This is a genomic window from Nocardia sp. NPDC051756 (assembly GCF_040681495.1).
Taxonomy (GTDB): domain Bacteria; phylum Actinomycetota; class Actinomycetes; order Mycobacteriales; family Mycobacteriaceae; genus Nocardia.
In genome coordinates this window covers 53,277-79,373 of sequence record NZ_JBFAYV010000016.1, presented here as the reverse complement: position 1 = coordinate 79,373, position 26,097 = coordinate 53,277, and the positions used below count along the sequence as shown (strand labels likewise).

Here is a 26,097-nt window from a genome sequence, read left to right as displayed (position 1 = left end):
CGCGGCGCAGAACTCACGAATCGACGTTCGCGTTCCGATGCTTACTCCCCCGCCGATACCGCCGCTTGTTCGCCACCGGCTGCGCAGCACTACTGCGCCGCAACGCATCCCGCCGCCGCCAAGCCACCAGATCAGCCCGCTCCCGCACCACCGGCAGATCCGCCGCCGCCTTATCCCCGCTCACGCCGGACCTCCCTTCCACAAGCCATCCGAACCAACCCGACGAACCTACCCCCACCCCAACATCCCCTCCACCCAATTATTCCGCCCGCATCGGCGGATCTCGATGACGTTGCGGTGCAGCAGGAATCGGCTGCCGAGATCGGCGACCTCGAGACCGGGTCAGGCGGTCTTCATCTGGGGCTGTGGGGGCGGGGTCGTGGTGCGGGTGAATACGCGGGCGATACCCCAGCAGAGCAGCTCGACCAACCAGAACAGCACCAGGAATACCTGGACCACGATCGCCGGAATCGCCAGGAACGCAACGGAGGGCACCGCGATCAGGGCCCAGGTGACCAGGGCACCGGGGGTCGCGCCACGCAGCCCGCTGGCCAGGCGCACCGCCGCCCACATCATCCAGCGGCGGGGCACCGTGACACCGAGTTCGCGCAGGCAGCGCCGGAAAATGCCGTCGGCGTCGGCGATGCCCACCGACTGTGAGCTGCGCAGGTAGTCGTGCAGGATGGCCGCGCGGGTGTAGGCGCCGTAGCGCGGCACCAGCCACACGAAAGCCCGCGGCACCGAGGCGAAGTCGGTCCGGAACCCGGCGGGGATCACGAATTCTTGGGAATCACCTTGATAGACGAGCGGTTCGACCACTCGCCAGAACTTGGCGTCGAGTTCCTCGACCACCAGCCCGCTACCGACGAACGCCACGACTCGTTCCTCTCTGAACGCACAGCGTGTCCCCTAATTCTAGGCTGATTTGGTACACCTGTGCCGTCCCGCGGGCAACGGTTCGGACAACGCGTCAGCGGTGGGGACGAGTCTCCGGCAACGAACCGGAACCGGCCTCCCTGGCCGGTTCGTAACTACCGTAAGGGACCGGGCCGGTGCCCGCCGGGTACGACGCGGCGCCGTAGGGGTCGAACGCGCCTGCCGGATCGTAGGTTCCGGCCTCGACGGCCGTACCGGTGCCGAGGTCTTCGGACGAATTCAACGCCGCGAAGAACAACACCAGCAGTGACGCGAGCAGCGGCTGCACGATCAGCGCGAGCCAGGTGCCCACCTCGGTCGGCAGCTCGACGATCTGCCCGACCGGCGGATCGTGCGGGCGCGCGTGGTACCACTCGGCGACCTGCTCCCCCAGCCGCGCCATCACCACGGCGCCGACCACTGAACCGACCAGCAAGCCGAGCTGCAACAACGGCCCGCGCTCGCTGCGCCACCGCCACACGGCGACCGCGCTCAGCACACCGATCACCGCGCCGAAGCAGACGAACATCGCCACCGCGTCGAACTGATGCACGCTCTCGCCGGTCAGCACCGCGCCGCGCCCCGGCTCGACCACGAACAGCTGCTCGGTCGGCGCGAGCAGACCCCACCCGACGCCACCGAGCGCGCTCACCACGATCACCGCCACCGCGACGATCACCGCGGCCCGCAGCGCACGCTTCGACGCGCCCACTAGCGCAGTTCCAGACTGGCCGCGTCGATCACGCCGTGCCGCGAGCACTTGGCCCACCAGCCGTCGGGGCTCACCTGCACGATCATCCGGCGGCCGCACTGCTCGCAGAACCGCGGCGGCTCCAAGCCGAGCGCGGCGGCCGCGGGCACGGCATCCTCGAGGCCGGGCACGATCCGTTTGCCGGTGAACGGGTTGTAGCGCTCGTCCATGCCCATGACCTTACTCATGAGGCAACTCAGAGGGTTTCGTTGAGCGCCTTGATCGGCATCTTCAACTCGCCGAGCAGATCGAGATCCGCCTCGGCGGGCCGGCCGAGGGTGGTGAGGTAGTTGCCGACGATGACGGCGTTGATGCCGCCGAGGATGCCCTGCTTGGCGCCGAGGTCGCCGAGGGTGATCTCGCGACCGCCGGCGAAGCGAAGGATGGTGCGCGGCAACGCGAGCCGGAACGCGGCGACCGCACGCAGCGCGTCGGCGGCGGGCAGCACCTCGAGGTCGCCGAACGGGGTGCCCGGCCGCGGGTTGAGGAAGTTCAGCGGCACCTCGTCCGGCTCGAGCTCGGCCAGGTTCGCCGCGAATTCCGCGCGCTGCTCCAGGGTTTCGCCCATGCCGAGGATGCCGCCGCAGCAGACCTCCATGCCCGCCTCGCGGACCATGCGCAGCGTGTCCCAGCGCTCTTCCCAGGTGTGCGTGGTGACCACGTTCGGGAAGTGCGAACGCGAGGTCTCCAGGTTGTGGTTGTAGCGGTGCACGCCCATCGCGGCGAGCTGATCGACCTGATCCTGGGTGAGCATGCCGAGCGAGCAGGCGACCTGGATGTCGACCTCGTTGCGGATCGCCTCGACGCCGGCCGCGACCTGCGCCATCAGCCGCTCGTCCGGGCCGCGCACCGCGGCGACGATGCAGAACTCGGTGGCACCGGTCTTCGCGGTCTGCTTGGCCGCCTCGACCAGGCTCGGAATGTCGAGCCAGGCCGCGCGCACCGGCGACTGGAACAGGCCGGACTGCGAGCAGAAGTGGCAGTCCTCCGGGCAGCCGCCGGTCTTGAGGCTGATGATGCCCTCGACCTCGACCTCGGGGCCGCACCACTTCATCCGCACGTCGTGCGCCAGGGCCAGCAGTTCTTCGAGCTGGTCGTCGCCGAGGCGGAGCACCTCGAGGGTCTGCTCCTGGGTGAGTCCTTCGCCGCGTTCGAGGACTTGCTCGCGGGCGATAGACAGAATGGAGGTGTCGACGGAAGCCTGGGTCACTGCACGAATCCCTTCGGTCGGCCGAGGTGGCCGGGCAACTTGAACGGTGTTCAGGCTAGGGTAGACGCGACAGTGAGTCAAAACACCGGGAGCCGAACCGGTAGCCTGCGTAACCACGAAGGCGGCCACGAGCGCCACCCTCGGACGGGAAGGAATTCGGGTGCAACTGCACAGAGCGGACGTGGTCGACGGCGCCATCGCGATCCTCGACCAGTACGGCCTCGCCGACCTCACCATGCGCAGGCTGGCCGGCTCACTCCAGGTGCAGCCCGGCGCGCTCTACTGGCACTTCCCCAACAAGCAAGCCCTGCTCGGCGCGGTCGCGGACAAGATCCTGCTGCCCATGGAAGACCCGATCGCGGCCACCGAATGGTCCGGCCAGCTCAGCGAATTGGCCCACCGCCTGCGCGACTGCCTGCTCGCCTACCGCGACGGCGCCGAACTCGTCTCCGCCACATACGCATCCAGGCTCACCACCAGCAAGGGCCGGGAACGCATGTCCAGCGCCGCCATCCGCGCCGGCATGCCCCGCCCCGAAGCCGACCTGACCTCCTTCACCCTCCTGTACTACGTCCTCGGCCAGACCGTAGACGAACAGTCCCGGATGCAAATGGACTCCGCCGGCGCCCTCCCCGCAGACGACACCCCCCTCGACGAATCCCCCGACCCCACCGCCCGTTTCGACTTCGGCCTGCAACTCTTCATCGCCGGCGTCCGCCAACTCCTGGGCACCCGAGTCCGCTGAACAACACCCCGACCCGCCGCACGCCTCTGAATCAGCGCACACGTCCTGACGCAACGCACGCCTTCTGACCGCAGCACATCTTCTGACGCGCCGCACACGTCCTGATGCGCCGCACGCCTTCCGACGCCGCACACTTTCTGACGCACCGCACCTGGAATCGCATGCAATTCCATGTGCGGGAAATCAGAAACCGTGCGGCAACTCCGTCGCACCCGCGGCACTGCCGAGGCGGGATGGCGACGGCCTCGACACGGCCGACGCAGCACGCACCGCCGCACACTTTCTGATGCCCTGCACACCTCCTGATTTCCCGCATACGGATTCGCATGCGATTCCATGTGCGGGACATCAGAAGGTGTGCGGCTGTTCAGGTTTCTTCGGGCAGAGGGGGTTTGGGGCGGGTGTGGGGGTTTTGGCCGGGGAACCAGCGGTAGGTGGCGGCGGCACCGGCGGTTGCCGCGGCGGCGAGGGCGAGGGACGAGATGCTCAGGAGGGCGATGGCGCTGATTGTTCCGGCGAGGATCGGGCCGGCGAACATGCCGATGTCGTGGGTCAAGCGCCAGGCGCCGAGGAATTCGGCGCGGCGTCCGTCGGGGGCTGCGTCGGCGCCGACGGTCATGATCACGCCGTTGCTGACACCGTTGGCGAGGCCGAGGATCACGGCGACCGCACCCATGCCGAGCATCGTCGAGGTGCACGGCAGGACGCCGAAACCAATAGCGAACAACACCATTGCCGGAACGCCGGTGGCTCGACTGCCGCGCCGGTCGAGCCAGACGCCCGCCGGATAGGACATCAGGACGTCTACCGCACCCGCGATGCCGAATACCAGGCTCGTGGTCGATGCGCTGAGCCCGATGTGCGCCGCCCACAACGGAAGTACGGAAACCCTGGACGCCCGCACGGCACCCATCAGCAACGCCGCCGACCCCAAAGTGCCGAGCACTCCGATGTTTTCGACGACAACTGACCGCAGGGTATGACCACTCCTGCCCGCGTCCGCACCCTCCGGCGACGGGATGGCCACCATCGCGGCACCGGACAGCACCGTGGTGATCAGTTGCAACCACAACGCACCGCTCGGCCCCATCGCATGCACCAGAGCGGCACCGAGGAACGGCCCGCAGAAGTACCCGAGCCGATGCGCTCCCGCCAGCGTGGACATCGCCCGGCCACGGTCCGCCGCGGGCACCACCGCCACGATGTAGGACTGACGAGCCAGTCCCCACACCGCCGCGGCAGCACCGTTGAGCAACAGACCTACCGCCAGCAACCAGACATTCGGCGCGGCAACCGCACACAGCACCCCGATCACGCCGAGCACCGAACCGACCCCGATCGCACCCCGCTCCCCGATCCGGGCCACGATCCGGCCGGCCGGCAGATCGGCCACGACCATGCCGAGCCCGCTCAGCGCGACCAGCAATCCGGCCAGCCCGATCGAGGCCCCGAGATCCAGTGCGCGCAGCGCGTACATCGGCGAGGCAGCACCGGCTCCGGTGCCGTACAACGCCATCGGGACGAACACGGTCCAGGTGAGCGACCGCAGCCGAACCGGCGGCCGGGTATCGACGCCCGCGCTCACCGCGCCGCAGCCGAGCGGAGACCCACCACGGGGCGAGCCGCCGGGCGGAGACCTATTGTGGAGTGCTCACTTTCGATGCCCAAGAGCCTCGTCGTCAGGCTAAGGGCGGAGGTCCCCCACCGCTCCACTGGGCCAGGGCCGACCAGCAGCCCATTCTGCCGGCCGGGCCATACAGAGCGAAGCAATCGCCACACACGGTCCCGGCAGGCTCGGAGCAGAGGACCCGGTACTTCTGCGGGACAGTCGGTTTCGGTGCCCTGACCGCTCACTGGGCCAGGGCCGGTTGGCGCGCGGTCCGGCCTGCCGGGCGCGGGAGGCCGAAGTGGTCGCGCAGGGTGGTGCCGGTGTATTCGGTGCGGAACAGGCCGCGTTCTTGCAGGATCGGGACGACGGTCTCGGCGAAGACTTCCAGTCCGCCCGGGTAGTACGGCGGCATCACATTGAAACCGTCGGCGGCCCCGTTGCGGAACCACTCCTCGATCGTGTCGGCGACCTGCTCGGGCGTTCCGGCGAACACCCGATGTCCGCGCGCACCGGCCAGCTTGTGCAGCAGCCCGCGCACCGTCGGCCGTTCCCGCTGCACGATGCCCGCGACGACCTGCAACCGGCTGCGGGCGTTATCGGTGACATCCCCCGCGTCGTCGAACAGATCCACCGGGACCGTCTCGTCGAGCGGCAGATGACGCAGACTCTTGCCGACGATGTTCTCCAGTTGCGTCAGACCGTATTCCGGCACGGTGAGCTCGTTGAACTCACGCTCCAACCGCTTGGCCGCTTCCTCGGTATCACCGATGAACGGGCTGATCCCGGGCAGGATCTTGACGTGCTGCGGGTTGCGCCCGAAACCCTGTGCCTGCGCTTTGATGTCGGCATAGAACTTCTGCGCGTCCTCGAGCCGCTGATGCGCGGTGAAGATCGCCTCGGCGTATTTGCCCGCGAACGAACGCCCTTCGTTCGACGCACCCGCCTGCACGAGCACCGGGTACCCCTGCGGCGTACGCGGGGCGTTGAAAGGCCCACGCACCCTGAGGTGTTCGCCGACGAAGTCGATCGGGTGGATCTTCTCCGGGTCGGCGTACACCCCGTTCGCCTGATCCAGCAGGATCGCGTCGTCCTCCCAGCTGTCCCACAGCGCGACCACGGCATCGACGAATTCCCGTGCCCGCGCATAGCGTTCGGCATGATCCGGATGCCTGTCGAGACCGAAGTTGGCGGCGGCCAGGTCGGTTCCGGTGGTGACGATGTTCCAGCCGGCCCGGCCACGCGAGATGTGGTCCAGCGTGGAGAACAGCCGAGCCAGGTTGTACGGCTCGTAGTAGGTGGTCGATGCGGTGGCGATCAGCCCGAGATGCGTTGTCGCCGTGGCGATGGCGGTCAACAGGGTGATCGGCTCCAGTCCGGAACCCGCGTTGTGCTTGACGTTGGTGCGCAGCGCGGGCCCGTCGGCGAAGAACACCGCGTCGAGTTTCGCGGCCTCGGCGGTGCGGCCGATCTGCTGGTAGTAGTCGACGTCATAGATGCGCCCGGGCTGGCTGTCCGGATGCCGCCAGGCGGCCTCGTGGTGCCCGGACGGGTAGATGAACGCGTTGAGGCTGAGCTGACGCGGAGTACTCATGAGGCTTGCTTCTCTTCTTCGTGACGGCCCGGCAGGTCGGTGGAACCGACGCCGAGACTGGCGAGCAACAGCGACCGATGCCGGATGAAGCCCGGATCGCTGTGCCTGCGTGGACGTTCTAGATCGATGCGCTGGTCGACGGCGATGCGGCCCTCGTCGAGCACGAGGACGCGGTCGGCGAGCAGCACCGCCTCGTCGACGTCGTGGGTGACGAGCAGGACGGCGGGCCGGTGCTTGGCGCACAGGTCTTGCAGCAGCGCGTGCATCTTGATCCGGGTGAGCGCGTCGAGCGCGCCGAACGGCTCGTCGGCCAGCAACAGCTCCGGCTCCCGCACCAGCGAACGAGCCAGCGCGACCCGCTGCTGCTCACCCCCGGAAAGCTGCCTGGGCCAAGCCTTTTCCCGCCCGGCCAGACCGACCTCGGCGAGCGCGGCACGACCACGCTCGGCGGCACCGCTCCCGCTCAGTCCGAGGATCACATTGTCGAGCACCCGAATCCACGGCAGCAGACGCGAATCCTGGAACACCACGGCATGTTCGGCGGGCACGGTCAGTTCACCCGAGCCCGGCACGTCGTAGTCCAGTTCCGCCAGCGCCCGCAGCAACGTGCTCTTGCCCGAGCCGCTACGGCCGAGCAGGGCAACGAATTCCCCGCGGGCGATGTCGAGATCTATGTCCTGCAACACGACTCGCTCGCCGAACCCGCGACGCAACTCACGCGTCCGGACGACGTTCAGTCCCCCAATGTCTGTCGCCATGACAGCGCCTTCCTTTCCACCGCGCGCACGGCGAGATCACCGAAAAGTCCGAGCAGGCCGTAGATCACGAGCCCGACCACGATCACGTCGATCTGCCCGTAGGTGCGGGCCTGGGTCATCAGGTAGCCGATGCCGCTGGTGGCATTGACCTGTTCCACCACGACCAGGGCCAGCCAGGCGATGGTGACCGCGAGGCGAAGTCCGGTGAAGAAACCGGGCAGCGAGCCGGGCAACGCGATCCGGCGGATGAAGCCCCAGCGCGAAAGTCCCACCGTCTGCGCGAGTTCCACGTATCTGGAGTCGACGCTGCGCAGGTAGGCGTGGGTGTTCAGATAGATCGGGATCGCCACGCTCGTCGTGATGACGAGCAGCTTCATCTCCTCACCGATGCCGAACCACACGATGAACAGCGGGATCAGCGCGAGCGTCGGAATCGCGCGCTTGATCTGAATCGGCCCGTCCACCAACGCTTCACCGATCCGGCTCAGTCCCGCGACGAGCGCGAGCACCAGGCCGGCGAGCACGCCGATGGCCAGGCCGATGCCGGCCCGCTGCACCGAGGTGAGCAGGTTCGATTGCAGCCTGCCGTCGGAAATCAGGTCACCGGCGGTCGAGGCGACCGTCCACGGCGCGGGCAACGTCTCCGGATCCACTGTGCCGGAGGCGGATCCGATCACCCAGGCCAGGATCAGCAGCGTCGGCCCGATGGCCGCGCCGAACGGAATCGGCCGTCCCGGTCCCAGTCGCGGCCGGGCGGGCCTGCGCTTGGCCAGCGTCGGTGCGGTGCGGTGTCCGAGCCGGTACCATACCCCGGCATCCACGGTCGCCATCAGCGTTCCTTCGGTGCGAACGCGGCACCGCTCTGGGTGACCGCCTCGGTGATCGCGGCGTCGAAGCGCAGGTCGAAGCCCTTGGCCGCCTGCACCTTCTTCGGCAGCTCACCGGCCTTGTCGATGGCGTCGATGGTGGCCTGCTGGCGGGCGACGAGCTGCTGATCCAGGTGCGGGAAGGTGAACTGGCCGAGCGAGTCGACGATGCGCTTCGCGTCCTCGGGGCTGACCTTCTGGTTGTCCACGTAGTACTTACGCGCCCACTCGTCCTGGTGCGTGTTGACCCACTGGTTGGCGCGGACGAACGCGGCGGCCAGCGCGCGGGTCGCGGCCGCCTTGGCCGGATCCTGCGTCACCGCGCGCCGCGCATACAGGTAGCCGAGGCCGCCGTAGATGCCTTCGGTCTGCGAGTCCGGGATCAGCGAGGCGCCCGGAGTGCGCAGCAGCCGGGTGACATTCGGCTCGATCAGCGGGGCGACGTCGACCTGCGCGGTGCGCACGGCGTCGAGGAACTCGGCCAGCTGCAACCGGATCAGTTGCACGTCACTCGGCTTCAGCCCGGCCTTGTCCAGCGCGCGCAGCACCGCCGCCTGCTGGGCGGTGCCCTCGGCGTAGGCGATCTTCTTGCCCTTCAGATCCGCCAGCGTGCTCACCGATTTACCCGGCGCGACAGCGAGTTTCAGTGCGGCCGGGCTGGTCTGATAGGCCGCGACGATCGGCACGTCCTGCCCGGCGATCAGCGCGTGGATCGGCGGAACGTCGCCCACCCACGCGACGTCGGCGGCTTCGGCGCGGAAGGCCTCCAGAATGGCCGGGCCGCCGACGAAATTGGCGAACTCGGCCTTGAACGGCAGCTTGTCCAGCTCGCCGGAGATCCGCAGCACCTGCTGTAGGCGCTCGGACTGGTCGGCGAGGACCAATGTAGTTCCAGCTGGAACTTCAACGGGCAGTGGCGTGTCCGCGGCGACGGGACCGACCGGCTTGTCGTTGCTGGTGCAGCCGGTGAGTCCGAGGGTCGCAACGGTTGCCACGGCGAGCAATGCGGCGGTGGTGCGGCCTTGGCGGCCGAACAGGAACGTGCGTGGTCGGTACATAGACGGATTCAAACAAGACAAAACCGGCCCGAACACCGTTTGTCTCAGCCTGGTTCGAACTGCTCACCGCGGCGCCCCGATGCGTATCAGCGCGGCGCGGCCGCGACGGCCGTCTCCCGCACCTGCGCCTGATAGCGCTGGATGAACGGCAGGATCTGCTGATCGATGAACGTGTTGTACTCATTCGGTCGCTGCATCGGGTTGGCGTGCCCGGTGTTTCGCGCGAGCACCACCGACAGCGTGCCATCCACGCCGCCGGATTCCTCGATCAGCACCCGATGCGAGTACTCGACATCGACCACCCGGTCCCGGTCCGCATCCCGCGGCCGGATGAAAACGATTGCGGGGCGCGGCTTTCCGTCCGCAGGCGCGGCCAGCGCGTGCAGATCGTTCGTCGCGCCGCCGGCCACGATCGCGGTGAATTGCGCCTCGATCAGGCCGTTGCTGGCCGCGTTGCGGGAGAAGATCTTCTCCCGCAATACCTCGCGCAGCACCTCGCCGAGCTCGGCGAAGCGGATGCCGGGCGGTATGCCACCGCCGCCGTCGGACAGGAAACGATCCCGGCGCGCATAGGTTTCCACCGCGAGCCGCAGCAGCCTGCTCTCGCGCGCACCGGGCAGCCAGCGCATCCAGCGCACCATGTCCTCGCCCGCGCCGCGGCTCTCCGGGCGGACCGCGTTCAGGTCGACCGGCGTGCAGTCCAGGATCACGCCGACCAGGCGGCGGTCGCTGTCGAGGTGGATGTGTTTCGCGACCTCCAGCGCGATCACCCCGCCCATGCTGTGCCCGACCAGCACGACGTTCTTCAGCCCGGACAGCTCGGCGGCGCGCACGATCAGGTCGGCGATCACCTTGGTGTCGATACCTTCGTTGTCGTACCGGATCGCCCAGACCACGCCCATCCCGCGCAGCGAGGGCAGCGCGGCGGCGGTCGAGCTGGCGTCCAGTCCGCCGAGGCCGACCATGTCCACCACCACGGTGTCCCAGTTCTTGGGATCGGCCGGGGCGGCGACGGGCAGGATCGCGGGATCGGTGCGCGCCAGGCGCGCCTGCTCCGGCTCGACATCGAAGGTCAGGTACTGGGCGAAAACGACGAGTACGGCAGCGAGCAATACGACCACCCGCAGCACTGCCGACCTGGTCCGGCGCAACGTCTTCCACTCGTGCCACAGGCTGGTGTCCCGTAGCCGGGCTTTGCGTCGCGCGTCGTCCCAGTCCGTGACAGTGGACGGGTGCCGGTCATCGAACGGCGACATCTATCCCACCGTACGTAAGGGTGTGGATGGTCGCCATTCCACGCGCAACCCTGACGGCGGGGTTAACCCGACCGACCGGTAGAGTTCCTCCGTCATCCCTGGCGGGTGCGAGAATCCGGTGCAATCCCGGAACGGTCGCGCCACTGTGATCGCCCTCACCGGCGAGAGTCAGACCTCCCCTGCCAGGACAACTCTGGAGAGGCCGCGACTTGCCTGTGGAGCACTACCGATGAGCGAGCGCAGCGAGCGAATCATGTGCCAGCGCGCCTCGGCGCATGCCGGAACCGAGCGCCAGCGAGGTGGAGGCATGAGCCGTGTGCGCACGGCCGTCGTCTTCCCCTTGCTCGGGGTATTGCTGATCTGCGCGATGGTTCTCGCGACCGGGTTCGGGGCGGAGACGCTGCCGGTTTCTTCGGTGCTGGAGGTGCTGCGGCATCGGGTCAGCGGCCAAGCGCCTACCGATTTCGGGCTCGACACCATCGTTTGGCAGTTGCGGGTGCCGCGGACGGTCCTGGCGGCGATCGTCGGGGCGGGGTTGGCGTTGGCCGGGGCGGCGATGCAGACGTTGGTGCGGAATCCGCTCGCTGATCCTTATCTGCTCGGGGTGTCGTCCGGGGCCGGTGTGGGTGCGGCTGCGGTCATCACCTCGGGGTTGTTCGCCGGTGCCGGGGTGTGGGCGTTGTCCGGCGGGGCGTTGGCCGGGGCGTTCGTCGCGGCAGGGTTGGTGTTCCTGATCGCGGTCGCACAGGGTGGATTGACGCCATTGAGGTTGGTGCTCACCGGGACGGTGCTCGGATCCGCGTTCTCCGCGTTGAGCAGCTATCTCATCTTCCGCCGTCCCGATCCGGCCGCGGCACAGTCGGTGCTGTTCTGGTTGCTCGGCAGTCTCGCGGGGGCGGACTGGACGCGAATCGCGTTGCCGCTCAGCGTGGTCGTGGTGGCCGGGATCGCGCTGCTCATGGCGAGTGGGTGGCTCGATGCGCTGACCGTCGGCGCGGATACCGCTGCGTCCCTCGGGGTTCCGGTCAAGGAACTGCGCATCGGACTGTTCCTGCTGCTTGCGGTGTTGGTCGGGGTGCTGGTCGCGGTGTCCGGCGGCATCGGGTTCGTCGGCCTGGTCGTCCCGCACGCCGCCCGCCTGCTGGTCGGGCCGCGCCACCGCGCGCTGTTGCCCGCCTGCGCGCTCTGCGGAGCGCTGTTCCTCGTGGTCGCCGACGCTGCTACTCGAATTCTGGTCCGTCCCACGGAAATCCCCGTCGGTGTGCTGACCGGACTGATCGGCGCGCCCGCCTTCTTGATTCTGATGGGTCGTCGGCGCTACCGGTTCGGTGAATCATGAACCGTCGAGCAGAGAGCAATGGCCACCTCGCCACGGATGGCGATGCCGTCGAGACGCGAAGTGACGCTGGAACATTAGAGGTAAACGGACTCGCCTGCGCTGCCGGTCGGCGGACCGTGGTCACCGATGTGACCCTCGCGATCCAGGCCGGCGAAACGATCGGCATCGTCGGACCGAACGGCACCGGGAAAACCACACTGCTGCACACGCTTGCCGGAGTGCGGCGACCCGTGCGCGGCGAAGTGCTCGCGGACGGCCAAGTCCTGCACCAGATGTCGGCACGCCGCCGAGCGCGCACCGTCGCCATGGTGGCGCAAGACGAACGCCCACCCGCCGACCTACGCGCGGGCGAGGTCGTCGCACTCGGCCGCACGCCATACCTACCCCCATGGGGCGCCGGCTCCCCGCACGAACAACAGGTCGTCCGAGAAGCCTTGGCCACCGTCGATCTGACCGGCTTCGCCGACCGCCCGGTCCACCGCCTCTCCGGCGGCGAACGCCAACGCGTCCTCCTCGCCCGCGCCCTCGTCCAGAACACCCCGATCCTGCTGCTGGACGAGCCCACCAACCACCTGGACATCACCCATCGCCTCGAACTGCTCGCCCTGGCCCGCACGCTGAACCGCACCGTCGTCATGGCACTGCACGACCTGGCCTTGGCCGACCGCTACTGCGACCGAATCCTGGTGCTGCACAACGGCACCGCCCACCCCCTCACCCCACCCGCCACCGCACTCGCCCCCGAGGTAGTCGACGAAGTCTTCGGCGTCCGCGCCCTCCGCGTCCCACATCCGGAAACCGGAGCCCCGCATCTTTTGATCACTCCCCGCGAGCCGGCGCCATGACGGCCGGGCTGCTACCTGAACTGCTGATTACCTCGAAAGGCGAATGAATGAAGCACACTGTGCGAGTACTGGTGGCGATTGCGCTAGCCGCGGCCGTGGCTGGGTGTAGTGCGGAGAAGGCGAACGCTGGGGATCTCACTGTTCGAAATTGTGATGTGGACGTGCGGTTTCCGACGCCGGCCAAGCGATTGTTCGTCAATGACGGGAACATGATCTCGATGGCGCTGGCGCTCGGGGCGCAGGATCAGGTTGTCGCGGTTTCCAGTGTGCAGCGGGATGCGGATACGTTGCGCAGGCATTATGGGCCCGTGGTCGATCAGTTGAAATCTGTTGCGCCGGAATATCCTTCGCGGGAGACCGTGTTGGCGCAGGGGCCGGATGTGATGGTCGCGGGATGGAACTATGGGTATGACGAGGCGAAGAATCTGACTCCGGATTCGTTGAGCAAGGCGGGGATCGCGGCCTACACGCTCACCGAGAGCTGCCGTCAGCACAATGGGGAACGCCCGCGCGGGATTGTCGAACCGTGGACCGCGCTGCGCGACGACCTGACCAACCTCGGCGCCATCACCGGCCGGGCCGACCGCGCCACCGAGGTCACCGCCGACCTGGATCGGCGGCTCGCGGCACTGTCCGGTGCACCGCAGGCCGAGCGCAAGCCGACCATCTTCCTGTTCGACAGCGCCACCGACTCGCTGATGTCCAGCGGCAGTTTCGGTGCGCCGCAGGCGATCCTGGATGCCGCGGGCGGGCGTAACGCGCTCAGCGACGTCCCCGACACCTGGACCCGGGTCTCCTGGGAGCGCCTCGCCGCCGCCGACCCCGACGCCATCATGTTCGTCGACTACCCGCCGCAAACCTTCGCCCAGAAGGTCGACGCGCTGCGCGCCAAGCCGGGCATCAACCAACTCCGCGCCGTCACCGAGGGCCGCTTCCTCAACCTCCCCTACGCGATGTGGACCAGCGGCCCGCTCAACATCGACGCCAGCGAGCAGATACGCAAGCAACTCGAACGCTGGAACCTGGTCCCCACCTCCACAATCCAGCCTCGCGCCGACGACACCATCCGCTGACCGGCCCGCCGCGCGGGCTCATGCCGGTGAGTTCGCGCGAGGGCAGGGAGCGCGACGCCGTTGACTCGTCGCACTCTGTCTGGCAGCACTCAGGTGAATGGTGACCAGGTCGGGGTGAACCAGGTGGGTGCGGCGGCGGTGAAGCGGTCGCGGTCCCAGGTTCCGGTACCGGCGGGGATGGAGCCGACGAGGTCGACTCCGGTGACGCGCGGCAGATCGACGCGGTTGCATTCGGCGGCGAGGTCGGGTTCGGCCGGCCAGGAGCCGATTACCAGGCCGGCGCACCGTACGCGGGCCGATTGCAGTGCGCGGGTGGTCAGTTCGGTGTGGTTCAGGGTGCCGAGGCCGGCGGCGGTCACCAAAAGTACGGGGGCGTCGAGTTTTTGGGCGAGGTCGAGCAGCGTGAAGTCGCCGAGTCGGACCAGTAATCCACCCGCGCCTTCCACCAGTGTGAGATCCGCGTCGGCGAGTTCGGCTATTCCCGACAGGGTTTCGTCCAAGGTCAGCTCGGGCAGTCCCGCGCGCCGGGCGGCGGTGTCGGGCGCCAGCGGTTCGGGGAAGCGCGCGAGTTCGACCGTGCGAGTGACACCGGTGAGGCGCTCGATCTCGGCGAGGTCGCCGGGTTCGGTCAGGGAGACACCGGTTTGACCCGGTTTGCACACCGCCACCGATCTGCCTTCGGCCATGGCCAACGCGGCGACGGCCGCCGTGACCACGGTCTTACCGACCTCCGTGGAAGTTCCGGTCACCAACAGAACGCTCATACCGCCACCTCCTGCAACCCACGACCTCCTGCAATCGCCACGTCATCAATACTCACATGCACCGGACCCCTGCTCGCGGGGCAGGTCGGCGCGGTCATGCGCGCACCACGTCCAGTCCGCGCGCCGCTGCCAGCACCTGGCCGAGAACCGTTGCGATGGTGTCGAGTTCGGCCGGAGTCAAGTTGGCGCGCGCAGTGAGTCGCAGCCGCGAAGTTCCCTCGGGCACCGACGGCGGGCGGAAACAACCGACATCGAGTCCGTGCACCCGGCATGCTTGCGCCGCGTCGTAGGCGATCTGCGCCTTCCCGAGCACCACCGACACCACCGCCGAATCCGGCACGGGCACGGCCGCGATCCGCGCGATGTCGGCAGCACGTTCCAGCACCCGGCCGGCGAGTTCCGGTTCGCGACGCAGCACGCGCAGCGCCGCCCGCGCGGCACCGACAGCCGCGGGCGCGAGTCCGGTATCGAAGATGAAGGTCCGCGCGGAATCGATAAGATGCGCCCGCACCCGCTCACTGCCCAGTACCGCCCCACCTTGCGCGGCAAGAGATTTGGACAACGTCGCGGTGATCACCAGGTCAGGCTCCCCGGCCAGGCCCAGCTCGTGCACCAGCCCACGCCCACCATCGCCCCGCACGCCGATCCCATGCGCCTCGTCCACGATCAACACCGCACCCCGCGCCCGGACAACCCGGTGTAACTCGACGAGCGGCGCGAGATCACCATCGGCGCTGAACACCGAATCGGTGAGCACCAACGCCCGCTCCTCGGTCCGCTCGGCAAGCAGCCGGTCGACCGCGTCGACATCACCGTGCGCGGCAACCTCCACGCGCGCCCGAGAAAGCCTGCACGCGTCCACAAGTGACGCATGACTGCCCGCATCGGACACCACCAACGCCCCGCGCCCGGCCAACGCCGTGACCACACCGAGGTTCGCGGCATAGCCGGACGCGAACACGAGACCCGCTTCGGCGCCGACGAATTCGGCCAGCTCGGTCTCCAACTGCGCATGCTCGGCGGTGGTTCCGGTGACGAGCCGGGACCCGGTCGATCCGGTGCCCCACCGCCGCACCGCCTCGATCGCACCGTCGATCACCTCGGGATGCCGGACCAGCCCGAGATAGTCGTTGGAGGCGAGGTCGATCGACGGCGACCGCGCCGCCCGGGGACGGAGTTCACGGCGCAGCCCGGCGGCGACTCGCGCGGACGCGCGCTCGTCCAACCAACTCAATGGATCGGTAGTCACAGCTCCGGAGCATACTTGAACACCGTTCAAGGTGCATATGCCCAGCACCGGACTCACCCACCGAACCAGTTCGGGGTATCGAAACGAAACACCTCACCGGGCGTCACCGTGCGCAGATCCTGCTCGAGTTGCGCCAGCCGTTCCGCACCCAATTGACGCGCCCAGCGCTCATGAATCCGGTCGAAGATCTCGGCGGACCGATTCAGCATGTCGAGCGCGCGGTCGGTCAACGTGTAGACCTTGCGCCGCGCATCGTTCGGATCGTGCCCCTGCCGCAGATACCCGAGCCGCTCGAGCGCCTCGATGTGCTTGCCCGCGGCCTGTTTCGAGATCCCGAGCGCGCGGCCGAGGTCGGCGGCGGTGCACCCATACGGCCCACCGACCCGCCCGACCGCCTGGAACACGAACCCATGCATCGGCCGCAGCTCGGCATGCCCGTGCTCGACCAACTCGGCATGCACCTCATCGATGACGGCGCGAAACCCGAGCAGCATCCGCAACGGCAGCTCGTACCCACCGGAATCACTTGACATATTGGACAACCTCATTGACTATATGGACAACTTCATTGTCTATCTTACGGAGTGACCGAGCATGACCGTCATCCAACACACCGAAACCCGCCGCACCGAAACCCCCAGCGGCGTCATGACCACCCTCGTTTCCCCCACCCAAGGCGGAAGCTCGCTCGCGCTGTGGCGCGTCGAAGTACCCGCGGACAAGGCGGGCCCGGTCCACTACATCGACACCGAACAGATCTGGACCCTCGTTGCCGGCCGCGCGACCATCGACCTGGACGGCACGAAACTCACTGCCGCCGAGGGCGATACGGTCATCCTCCCGGCAAACATGTTGCGCCAGGTGAGCACCGGCGACGAAGGCTTCACCGCGATCGTCACGGCACAGGCCGGCGCCAAAGCCGGCGTGCCAGGCAGCGACAACCTGGTCGTGCCGCCCTGGATCGCCTGAGCTACACCGCAATTCGAGATTGCGCCGCGACCGCGGCGCGCATCCCGGCGGTGATCGCCGCGACGTCCGCGTCGGTGCTGATGAACGGCGGCATGGTGTAGACGAGATTCCGGAACGGCCGCAACCACACCCCGGCGTCGACGGCGGCATCGGTCGCGGTGCGCATGTCCACCGGACGGTCGAGTTCGATCACACCGATCGCACCGAGCACCCGCACCTCGACGACACCGGGCAGCCCGCGCAACGGCGCGAGCCCCGCTTCCAGCCCGGATTCGATCCGCGCCACGTCGCCTCGCCAATCCCCCGCCGTCAGCAGTTCGAGCGAGGCGACCGCGACCGCGCAGGCCAGCGGGTTGCCCATGAAGGTCGGCCCGTGCATCAAACCGCCGTGCCCCGCGCTGATCGTCTCGGCGATCGACGCGGTGCACAGCGTGGCGGCCAGGGTGAGGTAACCACCGGTCAACGCCTTGCCGACACACATCACGTCCGGGCGCAACCCGACCTGATCGGCCGCGAAAAACGTTCCGGTGCGGCCGAATCCGGTCGCGATCTCGTCGAAGACGAGCAGCACCCCGTGCTCGTCGCACAGCCTGCGCAGATCGGTCAGGTACCGCGGGTGGTGCCAGCGCATCCCGCCCGCACCCTGCACGACCGGTTCCACGATGACCGCGGCGAGTTCGTCGGCGTTGGTGCTGATCATGCGCTCGAGCTCGGCCGCATATTCGGCGCGGTATTCGCGCGGCGGCATCGGCGCGAACACCTGGTCGACCAGCACATCGGTCCACAGCGAATGCATGCCGCCGGTCGGATCGCACACGCTCATCGGCGTGAACGTGTCGCCGTGATACCCACCGCGCCAGGTGAGCAGCCGCCGCTTCCCGGGCCGGCCGAGCGCGCGCCAATATTGCAGGCACATCTTCACCGCGACCTCGACCGACACCGAACCGGAGTCACACAGGAACACCTTGTCCAGACCATCGGGGGTCAGCTCGACCAGCAGTTCGGCCAACCGCGCCGCAGGTTCATGGGTCAGTCCGCCGAACATCACGTGGCTCATCCGCTGCGACTGCGCCACCAGCGCCGCGTCCAGGACCGGGTGCCGATACCCGTGAATGGCCGCCCACCACGAACTCATGCCGTCGATGACCTCGCGCCCGTCGGCCAGCGTCAGCCGCGTGCCGGATGCTTCGGCGACGACCAGCGGCTCGGTCGTCGCGGGAAATCCGCCATAGGGGTGCCAGACATGCTTCGCATCGATGGCGGCGATCTCGTCAAGGGTCAGTGCCACAGGAATCCTCGCGGTCGAACAACGGCAGGCTTGAACACCGTTCAAGTTACCACCGGAGCTGCGCGCGAAAGATGTCCCCGCCGATTTCCGCCACCCGGCGGGCCTCCGGAGTTATTCTTTGACTGAGTCAACGATCACCGCACGAATGGAGCCGTCGTGACCACCGTCGCCGCCACGGATATCGCCGCAGTCCGCGAGTTCAACCGCCGCTACACCCGGGTCATCGGCGTGCTCCGCGAAGGCCTGCTGGACAGCGAGTATTCGCTCACCGAGGCGCGAATCCTGTTCGAACTGGCCCACTCCGGGACCGTCGAGGTGGTAACCCTGCGCCAGACCCTGGATCTCGACGCCGGATACCTGAGCCGCATCCTGGCCAGCTTCGAGGACGCGGGCCTGGTCCAGCGCAACCGGTCGAGCAGCGACGGCCGTCGCCAAGAAGTGCGACTCACCGCCCGCGGCAAGGAAATTGCCGCGGTGCTCGACCAACGCTCCAGCGCCGAGATCGGCTACCTGCTCAACGCCAAACCACCGGCCGCGCGCGCCCGCCTGGTCACCGCCATGCAGACCATCCAGCAGATCCTGGACCACCCCGCGAACGCGGTGGCCGCGCCCCCTTTCGTGATCAGGGAGCCCAAGGCCGGCGACTACGGCTGGGTCATCGAACGGCACGCCCGCCTCTACACCGACGAATACGGTTGGGACGGAACGTATGAGGAGCTGATCGTGCGCATCGTCGCCGACTACCTCGCGTCCCACGACGAGCAGCGCGAGCACGCCTGGATCGCCGAATCCGGCGGCGAACCGGTGGGCAGCGTCTTCTGCGTCGCCGAGAACGACACCACCGCGCGCCTGCGCCTGCTGCTGGTCGAGCCCACCGCGCGCGGCCTCGGCATCGGCGCCGCGCTGGTCGAGGAATGCCTGCGCTTCGCCACCGCCGCGGGCTACGAGGAGATGGTGCTGTGGACCAACGACGTCCTCACCTCGGCCCGGCACATCTACCAGCGCGCCGGTTTCGAACTGGCCGAGGAAAGTCCGCACCACAGCTGGGGCGCCGATCTGATCGGCCAGACGTGGCGACGCTCCCTCGTGCAGCCCGGCTAGGGGCGATCGATCCGCAGCCGAGAGCCACGCGCCCTGGCATTGCTGCGGGATTACCAGGACCGCTACCCGGCCGGTCTCCCCGCCTGCCCGCAACGCGCCGTGCTGGGCAGACCAGGCCCATCAGGCCGTAGCACCGGGCTATCCGAAGTGCTGGCTGGACACCTGACCAGCCCTCGCTGACCCGCCCGGTCGCAACCACCCGCTCCGAGTTATAGGCCGCTGCCGCTAATGTCGTTGCTATGGCTCAGCCCGACGCAGCGTCCGGTGACGCGACACCACTCGGTGTGTGGCCCGGCACCGCTTACCCGCTCGGCGCGACTTACGACGGGGCGGGCACCAACTTCTCGGTGTTCTCCGAGGTTGCCGACGCCGTCGAGTTGTGCCTGATCGACCGGGACGGCACCGAATCCCGGGTGCCGCTCGACGAGGTCGACGGGTACGTGTGGCATGCCTACCTGCCCGCGGTCGGACCCGGTCAGCGCTACGGATTCCGCGTGCACGGTCCCTACGACCCGGACCACGGATTACGTTGCGACCCGAGCAAACTGCTGCTCGATCCGTACGGCAAGGCGTTCGACGGCGAATTCGACAACGACCCGTCGCTGTACACGCACGGCCTGGACTCGCTCGGCCACACCATGGCCGGCGTGGTGATCAACCCGTACTTCGACTGGGGCACCGACCGCGCGCCGAACCGCCCGTACCACGAGACGGTGATCTACGAGGCGCACGTCAAGGGCATGACCGCGACCCACCCCGACGTCCCGGAGGAGTTGCGCGGCACCTATTCCGGCATCGCGCATCCGGCGATCATCGATCACCTGAAAGGCTTGGGCGTCACCGCGATCGAGCTCATGCCGGTGCACCAGTTCCTGCACGACAGCGTGCTGCTCGATCAGGGCCTGCGAAACTACTGGGGCTACAACAGCTTCGGCTACCTCGCCCCGCACAACGAGTACGCCGCGATCAAACGCGCCGACTCCGCGGTGACCGAATTCAAGGCGATGGTGCGCGCGTTGCACGCCGAGAACATCGAGGTGATCCTCGACGTGGTCTACAACCACACCGCCGAGGGCAACCATCGCGGGCCGACCATCGGCTTCCGCGGCATCGACAACGCCGCCTACTACCGCGTGCTCGACGAAGACCCTTCGCACTACATGGATTACACCGGCACCGGCAACAGCCTGAACGTGCGGCACCCGCACACCTTGCAGCTGATCATGGACTCGCTGCGCTACTGGGTGCTGGACATGCACGTCGACGGCTTCCGCTTCGACCTGGCCGCCACGCTGGCCCGCGAGCTGCACGACGTCGACCGCCTGTCCGCCTTTTTCGATCTGGTGCAACAGGATCCGGTGATCAGCCAGGTGAAGCTCATCGCCGAGCCGTGGGATGTCGGCGAGGGCGGATACCAGGTCGGCAACTTCCCCGGCCTGTGGACCGAGTGGAACGGCAAGTACCGCGACACCGTGCGCGACTACTGGCGCGGCGAGCCGGCCACGCTGGGCGAGTTCGCTTCCCGGCTCACCGGCTCCTCGGATCTGTACGAGGCCACCGGGCGCAGGCCGAGCGCGAGCATCAACTTCATCACCGCGCACGACGGGTTCACCCTGCGGGACCTGGTGTCCTACAACGAGAAACACAACGAGGCGAACGGCGAGGACAACCGCGACGGCGAGAGCTGGAACCGGTCCTGGAACTGCGGGGTCGAGGGCGACACCGACGATCCGGAAATCCTCGCGCTGCGGGCCAGGCAGAGCCGCAACCTGCTGGCCACGCTGGTGCTCAGCCAGGGCGTGCCGATGCTCGCGCACGGCGACGAGATGGGCCGCACCCAGCACGGCAACAACAACGTCTACTGCCAGGATTCCCCGCTGGCCTGGATGGATTGGTCACTGATGCAGAAGAATTCGGACCTGCTCGAATTCACCCGCAACGTGATCGCGTTGCGCACCGAGCACCCCATCTTCCGGCGTCGTCGCTTCCTCGACGGCAGGCCGGTGCGTTCGAAGGACCGCGCGCGCGATATCGCCTGGCTCACCCCGGAGGGCGCGGAGATGACCACGGCGGACTGGGACAGCGGCTTCGGCAAGTCGCTCACGGTCTTCCTGAACGGCAAGGGCATTCACGAACCGGACCCGCGCGGCCAACGGATCACCGACGATTCGTTCCTGCTGTGCTTCAACGCGCACGACGAGGCCATGGACTTCACCCTGCCCAATTCCGACTACGGAACCCAGTGGGCGGTCGCACTCGACTGCTCGACCCCGACCGGACTGACCGACGCGAGCTACCCTGCGGCGGCCACCCTGCCGATCGAATCCCGTTGTCTGCTGGTCCTGCGTCACGCCGGATGACCGGAACGCCCATGACCACACCGGAATCCACCGAGACGCACGTGACCGATCCCCTCTCGATGCGCCGCACCCCGGCCAGGCCGACCACGGTCCGCAGCACCTACCGGCTCCAGTTGCGCCCGGACGCACTGACCTTCAGCGATGCCAGGACCATCGCGGAATACCTACAGCAGCTGGGTATTTCGCACCTGTACCTGTCGCCGATCCTCACCGCGGCGCACGGCTCGACGCACGGCTACGATGTCACCGACCCCACCACCGTGTCGGCCGCGCTCGGCGGGCCCGCCGGGCTCAAGGCGCTGTCGGACGAAGTGCGCAGCCGCGGCATGGGTTTGATCGTCGACCTGGTACCCAACCATGTCGGCGTGGCCGATCCGCGGCAGAACGCGTGGTGGTGGGATGTGCTGCGCAACGGCCGGGAGTCCGCGTACGCGCACTACTTCGACATCGACTGGAGCTCGGCCAACGGCGCGGGCGGCCGCCTGGCCCTGCCGGTGTTGCAGAGCGAGAACGACCCGGCCGCGCTCACGGTCGACCGATCCGGCTCCGAACCGATGCTGGCCCTGCATGATCTGCGCTTCCCCATCGCGCAGGGCACCGACGGCGACAACGCGCTGCGCATCCACGACAAGCAGCACTATCGCCTGGTGAGCTGGAAGGCCGGCGTCTGCACCTACCGCCGGTTCTTCGCGGTCAGCAGCCTCGCCGCGGTCCGGCAGGAGGACAAAGAGGTCTTCGAGGCCACCCATCGCGAGCTGGCCGCCTGGTGTGAACACGACCTGATCGACGGCGTGCGCATCGACCATCCGGACGGATTGTCCTATCCCGCCGCCTATCTCACGCGGGTGCGCAGGCTGATCGGCCCGAACCGGCTGCTGCTGGTGGAGAAGATCCTGGCCAACCGGGAGCCGCTGGACTCGACCCTGCCGGTCGACGGCACCACCGGCTACGACGCGCTCGCCGACCTCGGCGGCGTGCTCATCGACCCGGACGGCGAGCAGGCGCTGACCGAGTTGTCCAAGCAGGTCGCCGGGCACGGCAGCGACCGCTCCTGGATCGGCGAGACCGAGCACCGGATCAAGCGGGCCGTCGCGGAAAGCATTCTGGCGCCGGAGGTTCGGCGCCTGGTCGCGGCGATCAAGCGGGACGCGGGCGCCGAGAGCTTCGACACCATGGCGATGACCAACGCCACCATCGAGGTGCTCGCGTTCATGCCGGTGTACCGGGCCGACTACGCGCCGCTGGCCGGCATGATCGCCGCCGTCATCGCCGAGGTGGAGAAGCGCAACAGCGAACTCACCGCGCCGCTGGCGGTGCTGGTCGCCGCGCTCGCCGCGGACGGCGAGGCCGCGGTGCGGTTCAGCCAGGTCTGCGGTGCCGTCACCGCGAAGGCGGTGGAGGACACCATGTTCTACCAGGCCGCCCGGCTGGTCTCGCTGCAAGAGGTCGGCGGCAATCCAGCCCGATTCGCGCACTCGCTCAACGAGTTCCACCTGTCCAACAGCGAACGCGCGCAGCGCTGGCCGGCCACCATGACCACGCTGTCCACCCACGACACCAAGCGCGGCGAGGACGTGCGCGCCCGCATCGGCGTGCTCTCCCAGGCCGCCGACACGTGGGCGCAGAACGTCGAGTCGTGGGAGGAGTCGACCCCGGGACCGGACGGCGCGACCACATTGTTCCTGTTGCAGAACATGTTCGGCGTCTGGCCGGCCGACGGCCGCCCGGCGGCGTCGGTGCCCGGCCTGCGCGAGCGGCTGCACAAGTTCGCGGAGAAGTCGATTCGCGAGGCGGGCACCAAATCCTCCTGGGAGGAACCGGATTCCGAGTTCGAGACCGCGGTGCACACCTGGATCGACGCGGTGATCGACGGCCCGGTCGGCTCCGAACTCGGCGACCTGGTGCACGAGCTGGCGCCGCACGCGTGGTCGGATGCGTTGTCGCAGAAGCTGCTCCAACTCTGCGGCCCCGGCATCCCGGACATCTACCAAGGGTGCGAGCTGTGGGAGGACTCCCTCGTCGACCCGGACAACCGGCGCCCGGTGGACTTCGCGGTCCGCACCGGCATGCTGCAATCCCTCACCGGCACACCGGCGCTGGACACCACCGGCGCGGCGAAGATGTGGATCGTCGCGTACGCGCTGTGGCTGCGCCGGGAACGCCCCGACTGCTTCGTCGGCGGCACCTACCTGCCGCTGTTCGCCATCGGCGAGCAGGCGAGCAGGCTGGTGTCCTATGCCAGGGGCCGCGTCGGTGCGGCCCCCGAGGTGATCGTCGCGACCACCAGGCACAGCGTCGACCTCGCCGAAACCGGCTGGGGCGACACGACTCTCGACCTGCCGCAGGGTACCTGGACGGACCGGTTAACCGGCCACACCTTCCAGGGCCGGGCTCGACTGGAGAAGCTCTTCGGCCGGCTGCCCGTCGCACTGCTGGTGCGCTGAGACCGGGCTGACCTTCTCCAGCAGCTCCTCCGGGAACATCCCGCCGAACCGGGCGCGCCAGCGGCGCAGGTTCGGCGGGCGGTAGTCCGCGTTCTCGTTGACCACCGAGGCCAGCCGGATGCCCTGCTCGTGCCCGTTGGCCAGGCGTCGCCAGGAGTCCAGGTAGAACCGCGGGCTGCGCGGATGCCGCACGGTGCGCAGCACATTCAGGAAGCGGTAGCCGAGGCCCAGCGACGGATGCGGGCGCATGTGCCGCTTCGCATCCACGGCCTGGCAGGTCTTGGACAGCTCGTCGAGCCGGTCGCGATCGAAGGCGAGCCCGACCGATTCCGCCTCGCGCACCATCCAGCGCAGCGTGATGTCGGAGAGCCCGCATTCGGCGTAGCCGCCGCCGATGTCGCTGTGCACGCCCTCGAACCACACCTGCTTGACCCGCTGGAATCCCCTGCGGTACTTCACGTTCGGCTCGACCGGCACCTCCCAGAGGCACGGCTCGAAGTTGCGCCGCCGCTCGTCGATGGCCAGCGCCTGCCGCGCGCAGTGCACGCTCGGCGCGAGCTTGACGTCGTGGAACTTGTAGCGCAGCGAGGTCAGTCCCGGCACGCCGAGCGCGCCGACGGTGTCGAAGACCCCGAGGAAGTTGATGATCGGCACGTTCTTGTGGCAGTTGTGCTTGCGGAAGTCCACCCACGCCTGCGGCGTCGTCCCGTCTTTGGGCGCCACCTGCTGATGGATCTTCAGCGCCTCCGGGTATTTGCCGTTGATCATGGCCTCGGGCGTCAGGATCCCGATGCGGTCGATGAGGCCGGCGAGGCTGCGCGCGGTGAACGCGCCGCGGCTGAACCCGAAGATGTAGATCTCGTCGCCCGGCTGCCAATTCAGCGCCAGGTGCCAGTACGCGGAGGACAGGTTCGCCTCCAGGCCGAGCCCGAACGCGCCGCCCATCAGCCGATCGGACAGGAAGCCGCGGGCACCGGGGCCCGATACATAGGTGACCCACTGCGGGATCGTCTCACCCTGCGGACCGGCCGCGTCGTAGCGGATGGTCTGCGCGATTTTGATGATGTTGGAGACCGTGGTGCTGGACTCCGCTTTCCAAGTGCCGTCACAACATACGACCAGGCGTTTCATGGACCAGATCCTCCCGCCGGATTCCTGATGAAACCCGCGTACTCGACTACTCGAATCATCGAGCGCGCGGTGAACAGCGTTAATGAACAACGCCTGTTTCAATCAGGTAGGCCGTTTCGACCAGGTCGGACGGCGCGGGATTCAGCCGGTCAGAGCCAGGTGGGTTCGCCGAAGACCGCCCCGGAATCGTCGACCTCGGGGGATTTGTAATCGACGTATGCGTATTGCCGGAGGGTAACCGGGCCGGTGCACGAATTCACCTTGATATGGAAATCGCGGAAGCTGAGCTGGATCAACTTGCCGGGAATCATGTCCTTCTCGGCAATTGCTACCTCGCCGACCTCGCCAGGGGCGAGATTCAGGGTGGCGACCGGGTTCGGATTGACGCTCGGCGACTGGCCGATGACCAGGTCGGGCGTCGCGCCTAAGGTGCCGGCGCCGATGGTCACCGCGCAGCCGACGTGATATCCGATCCGGAGCTTGCCCGCCGAGGCCCCCTCGACCCTTCCGTAGCCGATCGAACTGACCAGTGCCTCGCGGGTGGTCCCCATGAAGTTCAGCGGCGGGATCCGGTAGATGTACTCCTCCCGGCTGCCGATGGTGAACTTCTTCGCGCCGTCACCCGGCGGGACGAACGACTTCTCGTGCGGGGGCATGCTGATTACCTCGGCATCCGCCGTCGGCGCGAGGGCAGCAACAGACGCACAGGTCATGGCGACGCCCGCCAATGCCTGGACAGTCCTTTTCACATTCGACCCCATAGCCCCAGACCTTA

At 68.0% G+C, this 26,097-nt stretch carries 25 protein-coding genes and 1 riboswitch; of the genes, 8 read left to right on the top strand and 17 right to left on the bottom strand.

All coding sequences use genetic code 11. From position 1 onward, the window contains the following. Positions 1-13 precede the first annotated feature (13 nt). The 5 genes from AB0M22_RS42470 to bioB all read right to left on the bottom strand — a co-directional run bounded on the left by AB0M22_RS42470 (position 14) and on the right by bioB (position 2,876). Positions 14-184, bottom strand: a complete 171-nt coding sequence (locus tag AB0M22_RS42470; RefSeq protein WP_364738990.1) for a hypothetical protein — start codon at positions 182-184, stop codon at positions 14-16. 158 nt (positions 185-342) lie between these two features. Continuing rightward, positions 343-876, bottom strand: coding sequence for a DUF1353 domain-containing protein (locus tag AB0M22_RS42465; protein ID WP_364738988.1), 534 nt, complete (start codon positions 874-876; stop codon positions 343-345). 94 nt (positions 877-970) lie between these two features. Then, positions 971-1,627 carry a DUF2567 domain-containing protein gene (locus AB0M22_RS42460; protein WP_364738986.1) on the bottom strand — a complete coding sequence of 219 codons (657 nt, stop codon included), beginning with the start codon at positions 1,625-1,627 and terminating at the stop codon, positions 971-973. Further along, complete coding sequence (locus AB0M22_RS42455; RefSeq protein ID WP_364738984.1) at positions 1,627-1,854, bottom strand: hypothetical protein; 228 nt, start codon at positions 1,852-1,854, stop codon at positions 1,627-1,629. The genes AB0M22_RS42460 and AB0M22_RS42455 overlap by 1 nt, the downstream gene beginning before the upstream one ends. A gap of 8 nt (positions 1,855-1,862) precedes the next feature. After that, positions 1,863-2,876 carry a biotin synthase BioB gene (gene bioB / locus AB0M22_RS42450; RefSeq protein ID WP_364738982.1) on the bottom strand — a complete coding sequence of 338 codons (1,014 nt, stop codon included), beginning with the start codon at positions 2,874-2,876 and terminating at the stop codon, positions 1,863-1,865. Positions 2,877-3,036: 160 nt separating this feature from the next. On the opposite strand from bioB, the gene AB0M22_RS42445 reads away from it, so the two are divergent. Next, on the top strand, positions 3,037-3,621 hold the full coding sequence (locus AB0M22_RS42445) for a TetR/AcrR family transcriptional regulator C-terminal domain-containing protein (RefSeq protein WP_364738980.1): 585 nt from the start codon (positions 3,037-3,039) through the stop codon (positions 3,619-3,621). A 367-nt stretch (positions 3,622-3,988) separates the two neighbouring features. Here the strand turns inward: AB0M22_RS42445 and AB0M22_RS42440 are convergent, their stop codons facing one another. The 6 genes from AB0M22_RS42440 to AB0M22_RS42415 form a co-directional block, all read right to left on the bottom strand. Beyond that, entirely contained in the window at positions 3,989-5,206 is a 1,218-nt protein-coding gene (locus AB0M22_RS42440; protein WP_364738977.1) for an MFS transporter, read from the bottom strand. Positions 5,207-5,471: 265 nt separating this feature from the next. Next, entirely contained in the window at positions 5,472-6,821 is a 1,350-nt protein-coding gene (locus AB0M22_RS42435) for an LLM class flavin-dependent oxidoreductase (RefSeq protein ID WP_364738975.1), read from the bottom strand. Beyond that, the gene (locus tag AB0M22_RS42430; RefSeq protein WP_364738973.1) at positions 6,818-7,579 is read right to left on the bottom strand and encodes an ABC transporter ATP-binding protein; all 762 of its coding nucleotides are present in this window, start codon (positions 7,577-7,579) and stop codon (positions 6,818-6,820) included. The genes AB0M22_RS42435 and AB0M22_RS42430 overlap by 4 nt, the downstream gene beginning before the upstream one ends. After that, positions 7,555-8,409, bottom strand: coding sequence for an ABC transporter permease (locus tag AB0M22_RS42425; RefSeq protein WP_364738971.1), 855 nt, complete (start codon positions 8,407-8,409; stop codon positions 7,555-7,557). Before AB0M22_RS42425 ends, AB0M22_RS42430 begins: the two co-directional genes overlap by 25 nt. After that, on the bottom strand, positions 8,409-9,503 hold the full coding sequence (locus AB0M22_RS42420) for an ABC transporter substrate-binding protein (RefSeq protein WP_364738969.1): 1,095 nt from the start codon (positions 9,501-9,503) through the stop codon (positions 8,409-8,411). Before AB0M22_RS42420 ends, AB0M22_RS42425 begins: the two co-directional genes overlap by 1 nt. 86 nt (positions 9,504-9,589) lie before the next feature. Beyond that, on the bottom strand, positions 9,590-10,759 hold the full coding sequence (locus AB0M22_RS42415; protein WP_364738967.1) for an alpha/beta hydrolase: 1,170 nt from the start codon (positions 10,757-10,759) through the stop codon (positions 9,590-9,592). Between the two features lie 64 nt (positions 10,760-10,823). Beyond that, positions 10,824-10,956: riboswitch (cobalamin riboswitch) on the top strand. 110 nt (positions 10,957-11,066) lie between these two features. On the opposite strand from AB0M22_RS42415, the gene AB0M22_RS42410 reads away from it, so the two are divergent. The 3 genes from AB0M22_RS42410 (at position 11,067) to AB0M22_RS42400 (ending at position 14,016) form a co-directional block, all read left to right on the top strand. Further along, positions 11,067-12,098, top strand: coding sequence for an iron ABC transporter permease (locus tag AB0M22_RS42410; protein WP_364738965.1), 1,032 nt, complete (start codon positions 11,067-11,069; stop codon positions 12,096-12,098). A 128-nt stretch (positions 12,099-12,226) separates the two neighbouring features. Beyond that, positions 12,227-12,943, top strand: a complete 717-nt coding sequence (locus AB0M22_RS42405; RefSeq protein ID WP_364738963.1) for an ABC transporter ATP-binding protein — start codon at positions 12,227-12,229, stop codon at positions 12,941-12,943. 161 nt (positions 12,944-13,104) lie between these two features. Continuing rightward, complete coding sequence (locus AB0M22_RS42400; RefSeq protein ID WP_364738961.1) at positions 13,105-14,016, top strand: ABC transporter substrate-binding protein; 912 nt, start codon at positions 13,105-13,107, stop codon at positions 14,014-14,016. A gap of 89 nt (positions 14,017-14,105) precedes the next feature. On the opposite strand, the gene bioD is transcribed toward AB0M22_RS42400, so the two are convergent. From bioD to AB0M22_RS42385, 3 genes are all read right to left on the bottom strand, one after another. Continuing rightward, entirely contained in the window at positions 14,106-14,780 is a 675-nt protein-coding gene (gene bioD, locus AB0M22_RS42395; RefSeq protein WP_364738959.1) for a dethiobiotin synthase, read from the bottom strand. 94 nt (positions 14,781-14,874) lie between these two features. After that, positions 14,875-16,029 carry an 8-amino-7-oxononanoate synthase gene (locus tag AB0M22_RS42390; protein ID WP_364738957.1) on the bottom strand — a complete coding sequence of 385 codons (1,155 nt, stop codon included), beginning with the start codon at positions 16,027-16,029 and terminating at the stop codon, positions 14,875-14,877. A gap of 53 nt (positions 16,030-16,082) precedes the next feature. After that, complete coding sequence (locus AB0M22_RS42385) at positions 16,083-16,562, bottom strand: MarR family winged helix-turn-helix transcriptional regulator (protein ID WP_364738956.1); 480 nt, start codon at positions 16,560-16,562, stop codon at positions 16,083-16,085. 61 nt (positions 16,563-16,623) lie between these two features. On the opposite strand from AB0M22_RS42385, the gene AB0M22_RS42380 reads away from it, so the two are divergent. Beyond that, complete coding sequence (locus AB0M22_RS42380) at positions 16,624-16,998, top strand: cupin domain-containing protein (RefSeq protein WP_364738955.1); 375 nt, start codon at positions 16,624-16,626, stop codon at positions 16,996-16,998. Position 16,999: 1 nt separating this feature from the next. Here AB0M22_RS42380 and AB0M22_RS42375 read toward each other — a convergent pair whose 3' ends face one another. Then, complete coding sequence (locus AB0M22_RS42375; protein WP_364738953.1) at positions 17,000-18,286, bottom strand: adenosylmethionine--8-amino-7-oxononanoate transaminase; 1,287 nt, start codon at positions 18,284-18,286, stop codon at positions 17,000-17,002. Between the two features lie 156 nt (positions 18,287-18,442). On the opposite strand from AB0M22_RS42375, the gene AB0M22_RS42370 reads away from it, so the two are divergent. The 3 genes from AB0M22_RS42370 (at position 18,443) to treY (ending at position 24,191) form a co-directional block, all read left to right on the top strand. Beyond that, a complete protein-coding gene (locus AB0M22_RS42370; RefSeq protein WP_364738951.1) occupies positions 18,443-19,387 on the top strand; it encodes a bifunctional helix-turn-helix transcriptional regulator/GNAT family N-acetyltransferase in 945 nt (314 codons plus the stop codon). 239 nt (positions 19,388-19,626) lie between these two features. Further along, entirely contained in the window at positions 19,627-21,747 is a 2,121-nt protein-coding gene (glgX, locus tag AB0M22_RS42365) for a glycogen debranching protein GlgX (protein ID WP_364738949.1), read from the top strand. Between the two features lie 59 nt (positions 21,748-21,806). Further along, positions 21,807-24,191 (top strand): malto-oligosyltrehalose synthase, encoded by a 2,385-nt coding sequence (treY, locus tag AB0M22_RS42360; protein ID WP_364739132.1) that lies wholly within the window; start codon positions 21,807-21,809, stop codon positions 24,189-24,191. Here the strand turns inward: treY and AB0M22_RS42355 are convergent. Together AB0M22_RS42355 and AB0M22_RS42350 are read right to left on the bottom strand one after the other, a co-directional pair. Further along, a complete protein-coding gene (locus AB0M22_RS42355) occupies positions 24,111-25,322 on the bottom strand; it encodes a DUF2235 domain-containing protein (RefSeq protein ID WP_364738947.1) in 1,212 nt (403 codons plus the stop codon). The two genes, treY and AB0M22_RS42355, sit on opposite strands and share 81 nt — an antisense overlap. Before the next feature lie 149 nt (positions 25,323-25,471). Further along, positions 25,472-26,071, bottom strand: a complete 600-nt coding sequence (locus tag AB0M22_RS42350; protein WP_364738945.1) for an MspA family porin — start codon at positions 26,069-26,071, stop codon at positions 25,472-25,474. Between the last annotated feature and the right edge of the window lie 26 nt (positions 26,072-26,097).

Bases quoted from the DNA above. Each gene is read 5' to 3' on its own strand.
- AB0M22_RS42455 (WP_364738984.1), bottom strand. From the start codon at position 1,854: ATGAGTAAGGTCATGGGCATGGACGAGCGCTACAACCCGTTCACCGGC.
- AB0M22_RS42435 (WP_364738975.1), bottom strand. From the start codon at position 6,821: ATGAGTACTCCGCGTCAGCTCAGCCTCAACGCGTTCATCTACCCGTCC.
- AB0M22_RS42430 (WP_364738973.1), bottom strand. From the start codon at position 7,579: ATGGCGACAGACATTGGGGGACTGAACGTCGTCCGGACGCGTGAGTTG.
- AB0M22_RS42425 (WP_364738971.1), bottom strand. From the start codon at position 8,409: ATGGCGACCGTGGATGCCGGGGTATGGTACCGGCTCGGACACCGCACC.
- AB0M22_RS42420 (WP_364738969.1), bottom strand. From the start codon at position 9,503: ATGTACCGACCACGCACGTTCCTGTTCGGCCGCCAAGGCCGCACCACC.
- AB0M22_RS42415 (WP_364738967.1), bottom strand. From the start codon at position 10,759: ATGTCGCCGTTCGATGACCGGCACCCGTCCACTGTCACGGACTGGGAC.
- AB0M22_RS42410 (WP_364738965.1), top strand. From the start codon at position 11,067: ATGAGCCGTGTGCGCACGGCCGTCGTCTTCCCCTTGCTCGGGGTATTG.
- bioD (WP_364738959.1), bottom strand. From the start codon at position 14,780: ATGAGCGTTCTGTTGGTGACCGGAACTTCCACGGAGGTCGGTAAGACC.
- AB0M22_RS42385 (WP_364738956.1), bottom strand. From the start codon at position 16,562: ATGTCAAGTGATTCCGGTGGGTACGAGCTGCCGTTGCGGATGCTGCTC.
- AB0M22_RS42380 (WP_364738955.1), top strand. From the start codon at position 16,624: ATGACCGTCATCCAACACACCGAAACCCGCCGCACCGAAACCCCCAGC.
- glgX (WP_364738949.1), top strand. From the start codon at position 19,627: ATGGCTCAGCCCGACGCAGCGTCCGGTGACGCGACACCACTCGGTGTG.
- treY (WP_364739132.1), top strand. From the start codon at position 21,807: ATGCGCCGCACCCCGGCCAGGCCGACCACGGTCCGCAGCACCTACCGG.
- AB0M22_RS42355 (WP_364738947.1), bottom strand. From the start codon at position 25,322: ATGAAACGCCTGGTCGTATGTTGTGACGGCACTTGGAAAGCGGAGTCC.